Source organism: Bradyrhizobium sp. HKCCYLRH3097, assembly GCF_051167875.1.
Classification (GTDB): Bacteria; Pseudomonadota; Alphaproteobacteria; order Rhizobiales; family Xanthobacteraceae; genus Bradyrhizobium.
This window is the reverse complement of the sequence record NZ_JBNPTX010000001.1, coordinates 508,946-523,666: the sequence shown is the minus strand read 5'-3', so window position 1 is coordinate 523,666 and position 14,721 is coordinate 508,946. Positions and strand designations below refer to the sequence as shown.

Here is a 14,721-nt window from a genome sequence, read left to right as displayed (position 1 = left end):
GCCGCGGGTCAATGCGACTTCACGAACGCCTGCAACGCATGGAAGACGGTGCGCCGCGGGTTGCGGCTGCACCAATTGCGCATCCAGCTGTCGACCTCGGTCAGATCGAGCTTGATCTGCCGGCCCTCATCGCCGCGATCCGCGTTGATGGCGGACACGTAGCCCATCATCCACTGCTGATATTTTGAGATGGCGTTGACGTAGGGGCCGTCGCCACTGGTGATGGCCTTGTAGGTGCCGGGTGGCTGCTCCTCGGCGGCGGCGATGAAGCGCTCGCAGGAATCGGCGCCCACGCCCAGGACGTAGAACGCCATTTCCTCCGCGCGGACTCCGGTCGCGAAGAGCAGTGTCAACGCCAAGACCACCCGTCGCATCTGTCGTCCCTGTCCGCACCCCTGGGCTGGATACCGCTCGAGCCTTAAAAATGTTCCGGCATGTTGCGCCCCATGCGGGGCAATTGTCGGGCAGAGCCGGGGAAATTGCCAGGAGGCCGGGACGAGCGGATGTTGTCGCGCGCTGGCAACGGTCCTGAATCGGGCGCGGGCGGATTCACAGGTGGATCTGGAAGGCGCCACGATGCGCCGGCCCGACGTCAGCTCTCCCCCGTCAGCCGGGAGAAATCGGCCAGGACAGCAGCGATCAGCTCCCGATGCCTGGTATCCTGTTCCGCAAGGCTCGCGGCGTAGATGTTCAGGAGATAGCGCGCCTTCGCGGCGGCTTCCGGCCACGACTCGGCCGCGTTGGCGAGCAGGTGCTGCTCGAGAACAGCCTGCCGATCGCGCAGCTCCCGCGCATGACTTTCGGCCTCTGCCAACGCGCGACGGAGGTCCACGGCCTTCTGCGCGCTCATCCCGCGGTGCCTGTCGAGATCGAGCGGCTCGTCAGTCATCCGACGCACTCGCGTCGACACGCTGCGCGTCTGCAAGATCGACCGAGCTGATGGACAGCATCTCGACGGCAGCGGAGCGCGAACCGGCGACCGGGACCATCATCATTGTCGCAACCCGGCGGTAGGCAGCAAAGGACAATCCCTCGATCAGTTCCTCGTCCGTGACCACCTCGTAGGTGCCCTCGGGCAAGAGACGCTCGATGCTCCTGATCCGGAACGGGTGTTTGAATGTGACGAATTTGCGCCGCGAGCGGATGCTCATCTGCGCCTACCTTTCGCAACGGCTGTCGCTGTCGCGACTTCGAAGTCTTTCGAAGCATGCGCCTTGCGGCCGGCAATAGCCACCGCTTTCTCATCAGCACGACGTGATGAGCGGCGTGGCGTCATCGGACCGTGTCGCTGCGCTTTGGTGCTCGCTATTGCAGGAGCCAGGGTGTATCAATGGCGATCACCGCCATTCCGACGGCATTCACCGGTGACTGAGGGTCACGAGCGCTCCCGCCGCAAACCACGCGAGGGGTAGCCAATGCCGCAGTTTCGTCTGAGCGAGTGGATCGTTCCACCCATTATCGTGCCGCTTCTGCTGATCCTTCTCGCGCTCGCAGTTGCCGCACTGCATTCGTAGATCCGACCACCGCGGCGCCCGCATCGGCAACCGGTGGACGACGGCCGCCCGGCCGACCGGCAGTGACGCTGCGCACGCAGGATCGACGGGGCGCTCGTCCGATGCGTTGAACCAGCTCCAACCCGAGTCGAGGAGACCGACATGGCCAAAGGTCAGCAAAAAGGCAATCGCGAAGCCAAGAAACCCAAGAAGGAAAAGCCCAAGAGCATTGCCGCAGCGCCGAGCCAGAAGGCCGGAGCATGGCAGCCGGATTTTTCCAGCGACAAGAAGAAGCGCTAGGGGATTTCCGGTCCTCATCAGTCTGGATGGTCTCCCGCACGCAAGGCCGTGCGCAATCAAGGCCGCGCGCAAGCAGCGACGACGCGGCCGACCGGTAGACAGCCCAAAGGACAGAACATGGCGCGCGAAACGATCTATGTCGTTCAGGCGTTCAGCGCCGGCCGGGGCGGACGCGCGAAAGCCGAGACGCCGATCGCCTGCAAGACGGAAGCGAGCGCGCTCCGGACTGCGGAACGGCTGGTGTCCAGCAAGGCAGGCGTCGTCGCGTTCTCATCCTCGGGCGATCCCGACATGGGCGACTATGACGATGAGCCGACGATCTTCTTCCGCCACGGTGAGTTGCCGTCGGCCTTCGATTGAGATGCGCGCAACCCCTTTGTCGCCGGCGACCATTGCCGAACGACGCCCCTTGGATGACGTCCGCCCTCACCGCGGTGTCCTCCGAACCTGATCGGTCACACACATGATTGAGTTTCCAAATCACAGCCGCTCCTATGACCGCACGCGACGTGCCGTACGGTTCTGGGGCTATGACAGCGCGATGGAAGCGTCGTTCTTCGTCGACGAGGGTGCGTTGAGACGCCTTCAGCCCGACGCCCGCCCCGACGAGTCGGGCTTTCTGACCGCATTCGATTCCAACCGCGAGCGGATCTGCGCCGCCGCCGCCCGGCTCTATGTCCGCGGCAGCCGGGGCTCCTACGATCTCGTCGCCGCCAATTTCTGAAGGCGATGCCTGCCGGCGATCGGCCAGGCCGGCGGTGATGCGGATCGGTTCTCAGCGATGCTGATGTCTCTCATCTCGAGACTCGTGACCTGACGGAGCCTCTGTCACCTACCTAGGCGGGGAAACCCCGTCCAGTGGAGCGCATTTGAGGATTGTCTAGCGGTCCGCGTGGCCCTGCGGGTCGATCAGCCGGTTGATCCGCTGCGCCGCCGCGAGCCCGAAGCGTACCGTCATCAACTTGCGCGTCGGTGCCGGCAATCTGTGCTCAGGCGCCTCGCAGTGCAGGTGGGCGCCATAGGCATCGGCGACGATCAGGCCGGTGTCCTGCGGAAAGATCTCGCACGGCAGATCCTGCGTGAAGGCGAAGAACAGCCGGTCGCAATGGGCACGGTAGTCCTCCCATTTGTGATCCGCGCGCAGATCCTCGACCGACGACTTGATCTCGACGATCCAGATCTCGCCGCGCTCGTTCAGCGCCACCAGGTCGGCGCGACGGCCCGACGGCAGCGGCAGCTCGCTGATGGTGGCAAAGCCGAGCGAGCGCAGCAGGCGCGAGGTGCCGCGCGCGATCGCCAGCGCCGTCTCCGACTGGCGGCGGTCGGTGGGAACGAGGCTGATCCTGGCGGCGGACGATTCCATTGCCGCAGCATAACCGATTCCAGGCGTCGCCCAAGCCCGCCGATCACCCGGGAACCGGAACCTGACGCCGGCCTTCCGCTTAACAAGCCGGCCGCCGGCCGGGCGGCGCAGCGAGGCGCCGTCCATGATCGACGATCTCTGGTACAAGAACGCGGTGTTCTACTGTCTGTCGGTCGGCACCTATATGGACGCCGACGGCGATGGCATCGGCGATTTCAAGGGGCTGACGCGCCGGCTCGACTATCTGCACGGGCTCGGCATCACCGCGATCTGGCTGATGCCGTTCCAGCCCTCGCCGCAGCACGACGACGGCTACGACGTCGCCGACTATTACGGCGTCGACCCGCGCTACGGCACGCTCGGTGATTTCGTCCAGTTCACGCATGGCTGCAAGCAGCGTGGCATCCGGGTGATCATCGACCTCGTCGTCAACCACACCTCCGACCGGCATCCCTGGTTCGTCGACGCCCGCAGCTCGAAGAGCGCCCGCTACCGCGACTGGTATGTCTGGTCGGACAAGAAGCCGGCCAATGCCGACAAGGGGATGGTGTTTCCCGGCGTGCAGAAGTCGACCTGGACCCGCGACAAGGAATCGGGCGCCTGGTACTTCCACCGCTTCTACGACTTCCAGCCCGATCTCAACACCTCCAATCCCGAGGTGCAGGCAGAGATCCTGAAGATCATGGGCTTCTGGATCCAGCTCGGCGTCTCCGGCTTCCGCATGGACGCGGTTCCGTTCGTGATCGCGGCCAAGGGCGCCGATGTCAGGAAGCCGGTCGAGCAGTACGACATGCTCAGGACCTTCCGCGAATTCCTGCAATGGCGCCAGGGCGAAGCGATCATCCTGGCCGAAGCCAACGTGCTGCCGGAAACCGACATGGAGTATTTCGGCGACGACGGCGACCGCATGCACATGATGTTCAACTTCCACGTCAACCAGCATCTGTTCTACGCGCTGGCGGCCTCCGACACGCGGCCGCTGGCCGAGGCGCTTTATCAGACGAAGGCGCGGCCGGCCTCGGCGCAATGGGGCCTGTTCCTGCGCAATCACGACGAGCTCGATCTGGGACGCCTGACCAAGCCGCAGCGCGCGGCGGTGTTCGCGGCGTTCGGCCCGGACAAGAACATGCAGTTGTACGATCGCGGCATTCGGCGGCGGCTGGCGCCGATGCTCGGCGGCGACCGCCGCCGCATCGAGCTCGCCTACAGCCTGATGTTCACCTTGCCCGGCACGCCCGTGATCCGCTATGGCGACGAGCTCGCGATGGGCGACGATCTCAGCCTGGCCGAGCGCAACTGCGCGCGCACCCCGATGCAATGGTCGACCGAGCCGCATGGCGGCTTCACCAAGAGCGACGCGCCGGCGTCTCCGGTGATCGATCACGGCCCCTATGGCTATGATCACATCAACGCCGCCCGGCAGCGGCGTGATCCGAATTCCATGCTGAACTGGACCGAACGCATCATCCGCATGCGCAAGGAGGTGCCGGAAGTCGGCTGGGGCGATTTCGAGGTGATCGCGACCAGGGATCCGGCCGTGCTGATCATGCGCTACGACTGGCGCAACAACTCGGTGCTGTTCGTGCACAATCTCGACGAGAAGCCGCGGGAGATCAGCTTCGATGCCGGACTGCCGGACGATGGCGGGAAGCTGCTGATCAATCTGCTGTCGGAGGATCACAGCCAGGCCGACGACCGCGGCCGCCACACCCTGGTGCTCGAGCCCTACGGCTACCGCTGGTACCGCGTCGGCGGATTGGACTATCTGCTGCGGCGAAGCGATATCGAGACGAAGAGCCCGGTGAAAAAGCGGCGGAAGACGCGGCGGCGATCGACGACCAACTGATGACGGGCGTCTTCAAGGAGAACGGCTTCAGCCGCTCGGCTGCGCATCTCGTTCGTGAACGAGGCGCTGAATTTCGACCAGCGCCTCCAACGCCATTTCGCAGGAGGTGTCGACGAACTGCTCTCCGCGAGCCGTCAAATTGATGAGGTCTCGCATTTCCGCCTGGAACTGATATCTTGCCAGACTTAAACGATTGTGTGCGGCCGATACGACATCGCGGGTCATTGCCGGAGATTGCGCGATCTCGCCGAGCGCCGGTCGATCATAGAGATAGACCGCGGCAAGGTCGAACGTGTCGCGCGCCGTGTAGGTCGATGCACGATAGATCAACTTTTTCGTCGCAATCTCTGCCGGTCGCTCCGCCGGTATAATCCGGCCGCCGAAGCTCAACGGATACGTCGGATGATCCGTAAAGGTGGGCGCATTCAAGAAATCGATCTCACCTACGTCCCGGAGAATCAGCTTCAGATATTTGCCCGGCCATTGCCACGTATCGCAAAGGGCCTTCGTGACAGGATTCATGTTCGGCGCGAGCCGCTTCAGGGCCGTGCTCGAATCCAGAAAGATGTCGACGTCGTAGCTGATGCGATGATCGAAGCTCTGCGCCAGGGCCGTGCCGCCCCCGAACGTCCACGCCCCAGGGCCGCCCTCCAGGCTATCGAGGGACAGCAGCGCCTTCTGCATGAGGTCTTGCCACCTCGAAGGCCGCCATTTCCCTGACCCATCTCTCATTTTCGGACCCCACAACCTGCCAAGTGTCGATCGCCTTCGATAGTTCTTCGAACGTCACAGCCTTGTCGAGGACGAGATGATGGATCACAGAGGCATCAATTTCGTCAAAGAACGCCTGCACGTGGACACGCCATTTCGGCTCCAGTTTCTCGGCTTTGAGGCAGGCCAGCAACGTCGCCTCGCCAATGCGGACCGGCAGCGGCGTATTGATCGTGGTCACGGCCGCGGTGAGACTGTCAGACGTCGTCGGCGGCGGCGTATTCATCAGTTCGAACTCCCGCGAAGTACCGGTTTCGGAGACCAGTACACGTCATCTCCTTGAAGGCCGAAGATTCCCCGGCATCTGTCGCGCAATATGGCGCCGTTCGGTGGGAACCTCAACAATTCCGGGGACACGGCGGCACGGAAGACCCGAGCAATACCGCTGAAGGCGTCCAGCGAAGCCCTGCGATCGGGCCTCAACGACATCGATTGCGACGCGCCGCCCCCTCGCCGGAGAAGTGGCTACGTCCTCCTGCCGACGACCACGCCCTCATTGCCGCGCAGATCCAGCGTGCCGTCGATGCGCTCGCCGCCGCGGTCGAGCCAGGTCGAGAGCAGGATCTCGCCGGTAAGGCCGCCTGCTTCGGTCGCGATGGAAACCGGCTCGCCGCCGAGATTGAGCGCGATGGTCAGCACCTCGCCGTCGTCTTCGCGGCGGTAGAGCAGGAGATCGCCTTGCGCCGCGACCGACCGATAGGACCCGGTGACGAGCACGCGGTGCTGCTTCCGCAGACGAATGAGCGCACGGGTGAGATTGAGGATCGAGCGCCGGTCGGCGGTCAGATTGACGACATTCTCATGCATGTAGTCATCGGCAACCGGCAGCCACGGCGCGGCTTGGCTGAAGCCGGCCTGCGGCAGCGCGCTCCATTGCATCGGGGTGCGGCAGCCGTCGCGGCCGACGCCGATGCCGGGCACGTTCTTCTCGAAGGGATCGCGCACCTGCTCCGGGCTGATGGCGACCTGATGCATCCCGATCTCGTCGCCGTAATACAGCGTCGGCGTGCCGCGCAAGGTCAGCAGCAGCATCGCCGCTACCCGCGCCTGCTCGGGCCCGACACGGCTCGCCACCCGGGGCCGGTCGTGGTTGCCGAGCACCCAGTTGGGCCAGGCGCCCGGTGGCAGCGCGGCTTCGTAGTCGGCGATGATCCTCTCGATCTCGCGCGCATGCCAGGGCGCGGACAGCAGCGCGAAATTGAACGGCAGATGCGCGCCGCCGAGATCCTTGCCGTAATAGGTCATCAGCCGCTCCAGCGGCAGGTAGATCTCGCCGATCAGCACGCGGTCGTCGAATTCGTCGATCACCTGCCGCATCTCGGCGACGACCTCGTGCACGTCCGGTTGGTCGGCGGAGTAGCGCGACAAGATCTGCTCATGCGGCGGCCTTCCGCCGTGATAGTCGGGATTGGCCGGGTTGTCGCGAAACTCGGCGTCCTTGATGAGGTGCCAGATCACGTCCACGCGAAAGCCGTCGACGCCCTTGCGCAGCCAGAACCGCATGACGTCATAGATCGCCGCCCGCACCTGCGCATTGCGCCAGTTCAGGTCCGGCTGCTGCGCCAGGAAGGCGTGATAGTAGTACTGCCCGGTCTGGGACTCGAACTGCCAGGCGCTGCCGCCGAACTCGGACAGCCAGTTGTTCGGCGGCCCGCCATCGGCGGCGGGATCGCGCCAGATGTACCAGTCGCGGTGCGGGTCGTCGCGCGAGTGGCACGCCTGCAGAAACCAGGGATGCTGATCGGAGGTGTGGTTCGGCACGAGATCGAGAATGAGCTTGAGGCCGCCGTCATGCGCGGCCTTCACCAGCGCGTCGAAATCCTCCATCGTCCCGAACAGCGGATCGATACCGGTGTAGTCGGCGATGTCGTAGCCGAAATCGGCCATCGGCGAGGTAAAGATCGGCGACAGCCAGATCGCATCGACACCGAGCGTCAAGAGATAGGGCAGGCGATGGATGATGCCGGTGAGGTCGCCGACCCCATCGCCGTCGCTGTCCTGGAACGAGCGCGGATAGATCTGGTAGAAAATCCCCTCGCGCCACCAGGCGCCCTGCTCCGCCATGTCGACCGCTTTCTGCTCGCAACGTGCGGCCCAACGCAGGAACCGGCGGCAGGTTCACAAGCCCCCCTTGGTCGCCCTGGCCGGGACGTCGAGCCGCCGCCCGCAGGGTGTTTTTCACTTGGCGCATTGCGAAAAATCGGCATGCTGGCGCCATGACCGAGCAGAACCAGACCAGGGCGAAGGCCGGCGCGATGATCGTGCCCGTGACGCCGTTCGAGCAGAACTGCACCATCCTGTGGTGCGAGGCGACGAAGAAGGCGATCGTGATCGATCCCGGCGGCGACGTGCCGAACATCCAGGCGGCGATCGCGCAGGCCAATGTCACCGTGGAGAAGATCTGGCTGACGCATGGCCATATCGATCACGTCGGCGGCGCGGCCGATCTGCGCGATCAGCTGAAGGTGCCGATCGAGGGGCCGCATGTCGCCGACAAATTCCTGCTCGACAACGTCGTCGCCAGTGGCGCGCGCTTCGGCATCACGGGCGTGCGCGACGTGACGCCCGACCGCTGGCTCGAGGAAGGCGATAGGGTCGAGATCGGCGAGCTCGTCTTCGACATCCTGCACTGCCCCGGCCATTCGCCGGGCAGTGTCGTGTTCTTCAACAAGGAAATGCGCTTCGCCCATGTCGGCGACGTCTTGTTCAACGGCTCGGTCGGCCGCACCGACCTGCCCGGCGGCAGCCACGACACGCTGATCCGCTCGATCAAGGACAAGCTGCTGCCGCTCGGCGACGACGTCGGCTTCATCTGCGGCCATGGCGCCGGATCGAGCTTCGGCCAGGAGCGGATGACGAACCCGTTCCTGACGGGGACCGTCTGACCCGCGCGTCTCTCGCGCGCGAGCCATGAACGGCTGCGGCGCGTCTACTTCAGGCCGGCCGCTTGCAGGGCACGGTCGATCACGGCGGCGACGTTGATGGCCCGGCGCCGCGGCTTGGCGGTCACGCCACTGCCGTTGATCGAAGATTCGCCGGTCGACGACTCCAGCCGTTTCGGCTCTGGGGGCTTGGAGACGGCCACGGGCTTGGACTCCGGCGCGACCTTGGGCTGCGGGACCGCAGCGGATGCCGGTGCAGAGAGCAACATGCCGGTCGGCGACATTCGGGGCTCGACCACTTTGATCTCGGCTGGCTTGACGTCGACCGGCTCCGCAGCGGGGGATGGGGCGTCCGCCGCGCGTCGCAAGATCTTGGTCAAGGCCGGCACCGCCGAGATCGGCGACACCTGCGGGATCAGCTTCGTGCTCGGCGACGTCGTGGCCGCCTTGAGCGGACGAATCCAATCGGTGACGCCGAAGAATTTCGCGATGTGATAGGACGAGGAAATGCCGGCCTCGAGCAGGAACGGCCCGGCCTTGCCATAGCGCTTGTCGTTGGCCGCGAGCCCGATCGGCGTGCCATGCGCCATGTTGGAAATCGTGAACGATTCCACGACGGTCTCGCCGTCGGCATTCCACCATTGCTCATGCGGATAGCCGTTCACCTCGGCTGCGGCCATTGGCGCCAACGGCAGATGGTGCAGGTCCAGCCACTGCTTGACGATCTCGCCCGCATTGTCGGGATGCACCGTGTAGTCCGCTGTGCCGTGCCACACCGACAGCTTCGGCCACTTGCCGCGGTGGTTCGAGGCACGGCGAACGAGATCGCCGAGCTCGCCGGCGGGGCGCGCCGGCGGCATCCGCATCTGCAGGATCGCGTCGCGCATGCTGCGCGCGGTGCCGAACGGCAGCCCGGCGATGACGGCGCCGGCCGCGAACAATTCGGGATGCGCGGAGAGCAGCGCCATGGTCATCGCGCCGCCCGCCGACAGGCCGGTGACGTAGATGCGCCTGGGATCGATGGCATAGTCCGCCACCATGCGCGCGATCATCTCACGGATCGAGGCGACCTCGCCCTGGCCACGTGTGATGTCCTCCGACTGAAACCAGTTGAAGCAGCGCTGCGGATTGTTGACCCGCTGCTGCTCCGGCAACAGCAGCGCGAAGCCGAAATGCTTGGCGAGCGTCGACCAGCCGGCGCCGAGATCGTACTCGGCGGCGCCCTGCCCGCAGCCATGCAGCACGACGACCAGCGGCGCCAGCGGCTGACGCTGCGCCGGCACATGGGCGAACATCTTCAGGCGCCCAGGATTGGTGCCGAAATGCTCGATCTCGATCAGCGGAGTCTCCGGGGCGCGACGCGGCTGACGATGAAAATCGGCAAATCCGCTGATGCTGTTCAGCTCGCGCAGCCTTCGCAAGTACTCAACATTTTCAGCGAGGGACAACGGCAAGCTCCTTAGGCATTCACGTATTCACGTCAGCGGGTAGACAATCCACCATCACCCAGATGGTTGCTGCAGTGCAAAAGAAAAAGCCCGCGAGACTGCGGACCTCAGCAATTTGATTGCGAATTTCGTTCTTGCTGCGATCTAAATGCCACGCCGAGGCGGCACTTCACGCAGCAATCACCGAAACGCGAACCGCGGAGCACGTCAATCGCCGCGAACGTGAGAGCGAGGCGCGCCGCAACCAGCAAGACCCGCACCACGCGCTCGACGGCATCATTCTTCATCACATGGCGAATCGCTCCGCGCGAATGAAGTGTGAGCACCGATCGGCGATCAGTAAACAAACAAATGGCAGCCATGCACCGGTCGCCGTGCGCGGCAAGATGATTGCCTCACACCGAGGCGCCAACTAGCCTGATCGGCAAGCAACAACGAATTCCGCTTGGGAGAAAACACACATGGCGCGGCTCAAATTTGGCGCTTTCCTCGCTCCGCATCATCCGATCGGCGAGCATCCGATGCTGCAATTCCGCCGCGACCTCGATCTGGTTTCTCAGCTCGACGAGCTCGGCTATGACGAGTTCTGGTGCGGCGAACATCATTCCAGCGGCTGGGAAATGATTGCCTCGCCCGAGATGTTTCTCGCCGCAGCCGGCGAGCGCACCAAGCGCATCAGACTCGGCACCGGCGTCATCTCGCTGCCCTATCATCATCCCTACAACGTCGCGCAGCGGATGGTGCAGCTCGATCACATGACCGGCGGCCGCGCCATCTTCGGCTCGGGCCCGGGCGCGCTCGCCTCCGATGCCCACACGCTCGGCATCGATCCGATGACGCAGCGCGACCGTCAGGACGAGGCGATCGCGATCATCCGTCGCCTGTTCAACGGCGAACGCGTCACCGCCAAGAGCGACTGGTTCACGATGAATGACGCAGCGCTGCAGATCCTCCCCTTGCAGGAGGAGATGCCGTTCGTCGTGGCATCGCAGATCTCGCCGTCCGGCATGACGCTCGCGGGCAAATACGGCATCGGCATCATCTCGCTCGGCTCGATGTCGACGCAGGGCCTGATGGCGCTGCCGCAGCAATGGGAGTTCGCCGAAGATGCTGCGAAGAAGCACGGCACGAGCGTGAGCCGCGCGAACTGGCGCGTGCTGTTGTCCTGGCACATCGCCGAGACGCGCGAGCAGGCACGCCGCGAGGCGGGCCCCGGGCTGATGCGCTGGCACAACGAGTATACCGTGGGCACCCTGATGCGGCCGGGCCTGAAGCCGTTCTCTTCGCCCGATGAAGCCGTCGACAAGACCGCCTTCGTCGACGGCGCGGCGTCGACGATCGGCACGCCCGACGATCTCGTCAAGACGATCAAGAATTTGATGCAGGTGTCGGGCGGCGTCGGTCACATCATCGGCTTCGTGCACGACTGGGCCAATCCGGAGAACACGCGCCGCAGCTGGGACATGGTCGCGCGCTACGTCGTGCCGGAGATCAACGGCTACATCGACGGGCTGCGCCGCTCGCAGAAATTCGTCATCGAGAACCGCGCCATCTTCGAGCGCGCCGGCCAGGCCGTGATGGCCAAGATCATGGACAACGACAAGGCCGCCGCGGCGCTGTCGCAGACGGGACCCGGCCGCGTCGCGATTCCCGCGGTGAATGCGCCGGACCTGCAGCAGGCCGCGGCGAAGCAGCGGGGGTGAATCAACGACGGTGCGTAGGGCGGATTAGCGCAGCGTAGTCCGCCGACCCTCACGAGAGACTTCATCAGGTCGTCGTCGGTATCACGATCGAGCATCGTATATGCCAGGTGGGCAGGTCACTACGCCGTACCCTGACGGCGGATTACGCTGCGCTAATCCGCCCTACCCATGGCCCTCACCTCACCGCCGCGACCAGCCTCTCGCAGTCGGCGATGGTCGCGATCTGCTTCAGTGTCTCGCGGAGCGCCGGCAGGTCGACGGGCTTCTGGAATTGCGGATAGACGACGAGCCCGAGCACGGTCGCGAGCCGGACGTGCTCCTCGCGCGTGGCGTCCTCGGCGCCGCTGATGAAGATCACCGGCGTGCGCGATTTCAGCTCGTTGAGCAGCAGCAGGATATCGGCGCCGCAGCGATCGCCGAGCGACAGATCCAGGGTGATGCAGTCGAAGGTCCGCTGGCGCAGCACCTCCGCCGCAGCCCCGACCGAGGTCACGCAGGTCGCCTCGTAGCCGCACTGCGCGGCGATCTTGCGCAGGATCGACAGATGCACCTCGGCATCCTCGATCACCAGCAACTGATTGCTCATGCCCTTGCCCTCGCTGTCTGCTGACCAGACGTCAGGTCTGGCCGTTGCTAGATGAGGCCGATGGCCGGGTGGTAAACATTTGGCTCCGTGGATTTACGGGTCAAGAGCACGCGGGGGCCGACCTCGGGCGGGGTGGACCGTCCAACGTCGCTTCGGCCAAGTCGACGTATCCCACCAGCAACACCGCGAACTTTTTGGCTCAGCCGATCGCGATGCAATTGCCGCGTTCGATGCAACCGGCGATGGTGCCGCAACCATGTCGAATCGACGTCGCGCGCTAGGGCAAAGCATGACGAAATCTGGAGTAGCGGCGATTGCGTTCGCGTTCGCGAGCATCGCGCTGGCGGGAGCGGCGAAGGCGGCCGACCTGCCGGTGAAGGCACCGCCGGTTGTCGCCGCGCCGTCGTGGACCGGCGTCTATGCCGGCGTGTCGGTCGGCGCCCGCTGGGCGGACAATGATTGGCGGACCAGCGACATCTCCCCGAACTTCGGTGCCGGCGTGTTCGTGCCGACGGCCGGCACCGGCGGGGCGATGGACAGCGTCGCCGCCAGGATCGGCGGCTATCTCGGCGTCAACTGGCAGTTCGCTCCGTCATGGGTGGCTGGCGTCGAGGGCGACTTCGGCTGGGCCGACAACCCCAAGCGGGCGAGTGCGCTGCCGGGCACGGCCGGGCTGTTCTTCGGCATCCCGCTGGTCGGCCTTCCGTCCGGCTCAGTGAAGGAAACATGGGACGGCAGCGTGCGCGCCCGTCTGGGTTATCTGATCGCGCCATCTACGCTGGTCTATGGCAGCGGCGGCGTGGCATGGCAGCGCCTCGAGCTGAACGCCAGTTGCACCATCGTTCCCGGCAACCCGTTCTGCTTCGGCAGTCCGCACGATGAGACCTACGCCTCGACCCGGGTCGGATGGACCGTCGGCGGCGGCATCGAGCACATGATCGGCGGCCGCTGGCTGGTGCGGGCCGACTACCGCTACGCCGATTTCGGCACCTGGACTCAGCCCTTCTTCGTCGCCGGCGGCGTCGGGGTCGGGTTCGACGACCGCTTCACCGCGCACGTGACGACGCGAACTCATACGGCGACGATCGGCCTCGCCTACAAGTTCTGAGGCGCGGCTGGTCCTGACGCGCACTGTCATGCGCTCGCCGATGAGAGTGAGCACCGTCAAACCATAGGGCCGGCGAGGCTTGGCTCCAAACTGCCCGGGCGCTACTTTGAGCGGCATGCCTGCTGCCAAACCTCAATGCTTTCCACGGCCGCCCGCCCCCGTGTCTGCTGATGAAATCATCTTCATCAAGGACACGATCAAGCGATTCTATGGCGACGACGCGATCGTGCGCAACTTCGGCCCAGACCCGGCTCGCCTACAGCTGCACGTCGAAACCAGCCGCGACATTGGAGCGGCGAGATATGACTGCCTCGGCGTCTTGATGACCCGAATCGACCGCGATCAGATCGCCCTTGAGGTGACGCGGCGGGGCACACGGATATACGGCCACGCGAAACTCGCCTACCGTCATGGCGTCGCACTTTGAAAATCGGCGCCTTGGGACGAACCGACGCGTGCGCGACGCGGCTACGCGCGCAGCCGAGGACGCATCGGCGCTCGGGTGTCACGAGGATTTTCTTAACCCCGGCCTGCCATGTTCGCCGCCAATCGCGCACGGTCCGCGGGGGACCGCTCGCGCGTAGGATGCGCCAGGCAGCCCGCCGTCTCGACCCGGCAGGTTTTTCCGCGAGAAAGGTCGCAAATGTCGCTCTCCTCAGCCAAGAACTACGCGCTGCGCGCCGAACGTTCGCAGGACCCCAAGGAGGCCGCCGACCTCCTGGCAAAGGCGATCCTGGAGCTGGCGGCCTCGATCGAGGCAACCGACGCCAAGGTGAAGAAGATCAACAAATCGGGCTGCTGATGGACTTGGCTCCAGGTCGGAACGCGTGGCGGCTTCTGCCTGCGGCGAGGCTTGCCCGCCTCGAAAGATGATCCGCTGACCCTGCGCGGATTGACCGCCGAAATCGCGGCATCACCGGCGAGCGACAGCAGGACGTATTGGCGACCGTCGGGGCCGACGGGCAAATCGCTTCCAGCAAAGCGCCTTTGAGAAGGCGAAACCGCACCGCGCCGGCCTGTCGATCACAGGCTCATCACCATGAAGCGGTGCGCGCCGAAAAACTCATTTCACGAAACACCTCAATCACATCATCCCTGTCCAGTCCTGCGCGCAAAAATATTCTGCTTTCGTTTTTCCGAATCAAGCATACCTTAACGCAGTCCCGTCTCGATTAAGAGGGGCGCTTCGCGGGTCGTCACGAACGTTGAGGCGGGATGCGG

19 protein-coding genes are annotated in these 14,721 nt (G+C 64.8%); 10 read left to right on the top strand and 9 right to left on the bottom strand.

Going from position 1 to position 14,721, the window contains the following annotated elements; translation table 11 throughout:
• Positions 1-8: 8 nt before the first annotated feature.
• From ACQR0U_RS02395 to ACQR0U_RS02385, 3 genes are all read right to left on the bottom strand, one after another.
• Positions 9-374, bottom strand: a complete 366-nt coding sequence (locus ACQR0U_RS02395) for a hypothetical protein (protein WP_315715136.1) — start codon at positions 372-374, stop codon at positions 9-11.
• Positions 375-592: 218 nt separating this feature from the next.
• A complete protein-coding gene (locus ACQR0U_RS02390) occupies positions 593-889 on the bottom strand; it encodes a hypothetical protein (protein WP_315715135.1) in 297 nt (98 codons plus the stop codon).
• Positions 882-1,151, bottom strand: coding sequence for a hypothetical protein (locus ACQR0U_RS02385; RefSeq protein WP_434842552.1), 270 nt, complete (start codon positions 1,149-1,151; stop codon positions 882-884). The genes ACQR0U_RS02390 and ACQR0U_RS02385 overlap by 8 nt, the downstream gene beginning before the upstream one ends.
• A gap of 504 nt (positions 1,152-1,655) precedes the next feature.
• Between ACQR0U_RS02385 and ACQR0U_RS02380 the strand changes: the two genes are divergently transcribed.
• From ACQR0U_RS02380 to ACQR0U_RS02370, 3 genes are all read left to right on the top strand, one after another.
• Positions 1,656-1,793: a hypothetical protein gene (locus ACQR0U_RS02380; RefSeq protein ID WP_172115158.1), complete on the top strand. Its 138-nt coding sequence runs from the start codon at positions 1,656-1,658 to the stop codon at positions 1,791-1,793.
• Between the two features lie 117 nt (positions 1,794-1,910).
• On the top strand, positions 1,911-2,153 hold the full coding sequence (locus ACQR0U_RS02375) for a hypothetical protein (protein ID WP_315751895.1): 243 nt from the start codon (positions 1,911-1,913) through the stop codon (positions 2,151-2,153).
• A gap of 103 nt (positions 2,154-2,256) precedes the next feature.
• Positions 2,257-2,517, top strand: coding sequence for a DUF1488 domain-containing protein (locus ACQR0U_RS02370; RefSeq protein ID WP_315715133.1), 261 nt, complete (start codon positions 2,257-2,259; stop codon positions 2,515-2,517).
• Between the two features lie 156 nt (positions 2,518-2,673).
• Here ACQR0U_RS02370 and ACQR0U_RS02365 read toward each other — a convergent pair whose 3' ends face one another.
• The gene (locus ACQR0U_RS02365; RefSeq protein ID WP_315751894.1) at positions 2,674-3,156 is read right to left on the bottom strand and encodes an MmcB family DNA repair protein; all 483 of its coding nucleotides are present in this window, start codon (positions 3,154-3,156) and stop codon (positions 2,674-2,676) included.
• 124 nt (positions 3,157-3,280) lie between these two features.
• Between ACQR0U_RS02365 and ACQR0U_RS02360 the strand changes: the two genes are divergently transcribed.
• Positions 3,281-5,002, top strand: coding sequence for an alpha-amylase family protein (locus tag ACQR0U_RS02360; RefSeq protein ID WP_434842550.1), 1,722 nt, complete (start codon positions 3,281-3,283; stop codon positions 5,000-5,002).
• Between the two features lie 27 nt (positions 5,003-5,029).
• On the opposite strand, the gene ACQR0U_RS02355 is transcribed toward ACQR0U_RS02360, so the two are convergent.
• The 3 genes from ACQR0U_RS02355 to ACQR0U_RS02345 form a co-directional block, all read right to left on the bottom strand.
• Positions 5,030-5,686: a nucleotidyl transferase AbiEii/AbiGii toxin family protein gene (locus ACQR0U_RS02355; protein ID WP_315825562.1), complete on the bottom strand. Its 657-nt coding sequence runs from the start codon at positions 5,684-5,686 to the stop codon at positions 5,030-5,032.
• Complete coding sequence (locus ACQR0U_RS02350; protein ID WP_315825563.1) at positions 5,658-5,999, bottom strand: hypothetical protein; 342 nt, start codon at positions 5,997-5,999, stop codon at positions 5,658-5,660. The genes ACQR0U_RS02355 and ACQR0U_RS02350 overlap by 29 nt, the downstream gene beginning before the upstream one ends.
• Positions 6,000-6,238: 239 nt before the next feature.
• The gene (locus ACQR0U_RS02345; RefSeq protein ID WP_316174420.1) at positions 6,239-7,837 is read right to left on the bottom strand and encodes an alpha-amylase family glycosyl hydrolase; all 1,599 of its coding nucleotides are present in this window, start codon (positions 7,835-7,837) and stop codon (positions 6,239-6,241) included.
• Positions 7,838-7,989: 152 nt separating this feature from the next.
• Here ACQR0U_RS02345 and ACQR0U_RS02340 point away from each other — a divergent pair, with 152 nt between their 5' ends.
• Positions 7,990-8,658, top strand: a complete 669-nt coding sequence (locus tag ACQR0U_RS02340) for an MBL fold metallo-hydrolase (protein WP_316174419.1) — start codon at positions 7,990-7,992, stop codon at positions 8,656-8,658.
• Between the two features lie 44 nt (positions 8,659-8,702).
• Here the strand turns inward: ACQR0U_RS02340 and ACQR0U_RS02335 are convergent, their stop codons facing one another.
• Positions 8,703-10,103, bottom strand: coding sequence for an extracellular catalytic domain type 1 short-chain-length polyhydroxyalkanoate depolymerase (locus tag ACQR0U_RS02335; protein WP_434872080.1), 1,401 nt, complete (start codon positions 10,101-10,103; stop codon positions 8,703-8,705).
• A 134-nt stretch (positions 10,104-10,237) separates the two neighbouring features.
• Here ACQR0U_RS02335 and ACQR0U_RS02330 point away from each other — a divergent pair, with 134 nt between their 5' ends.
• Positions 10,238-10,519: a hypothetical protein gene (locus ACQR0U_RS02330; protein WP_434842548.1), complete on the top strand. Its 282-nt coding sequence runs from the start codon at positions 10,238-10,240 to the stop codon at positions 10,517-10,519.
• A 45-nt stretch (positions 10,520-10,564) separates the two neighbouring features.
• Positions 10,565-11,806, top strand: a complete 1,242-nt coding sequence (locus ACQR0U_RS02325) for an LLM class flavin-dependent oxidoreductase (RefSeq protein ID WP_315751888.1) — start codon at positions 10,565-10,567, stop codon at positions 11,804-11,806.
• Positions 11,807-11,981: 175 nt separating this feature from the next.
• On the opposite strand, the gene ACQR0U_RS02320 is transcribed toward ACQR0U_RS02325, so the two are convergent.
• Complete coding sequence (locus tag ACQR0U_RS02320; protein WP_315825568.1) at positions 11,982-12,392, bottom strand: response regulator; 411 nt, start codon at positions 12,390-12,392, stop codon at positions 11,982-11,984.
• A 289-nt stretch (positions 12,393-12,681) separates the two neighbouring features.
• On the opposite strand from ACQR0U_RS02320, the gene ACQR0U_RS02315 reads away from it, so the two are divergent.
• The 3 genes from ACQR0U_RS02315 (at position 12,682) to ACQR0U_RS02305 (ending at position 14,302) form a co-directional block, all read left to right on the top strand.
• Positions 12,682-13,500: an outer membrane protein gene (locus ACQR0U_RS02315; RefSeq protein WP_434842547.1), complete on the top strand. Its 819-nt coding sequence runs from the start codon at positions 12,682-12,684 to the stop codon at positions 13,498-13,500.
• 115 nt (positions 13,501-13,615) lie between these two features.
• On the top strand, positions 13,616-13,927 hold the full coding sequence (locus ACQR0U_RS02310; RefSeq protein ID WP_315715122.1) for a hypothetical protein: 312 nt from the start codon (positions 13,616-13,618) through the stop codon (positions 13,925-13,927).
• 216 nt (positions 13,928-14,143) lie between these two features.
• Positions 14,144-14,302 carry a hypothetical protein gene (locus tag ACQR0U_RS02305; protein ID WP_434842546.1) on the top strand — a complete coding sequence of 53 codons (159 nt, stop codon included), beginning with the start codon at positions 14,144-14,146 and terminating at the stop codon, positions 14,300-14,302.
• Positions 14,303-14,721: the final 419 nt, after the last annotated feature.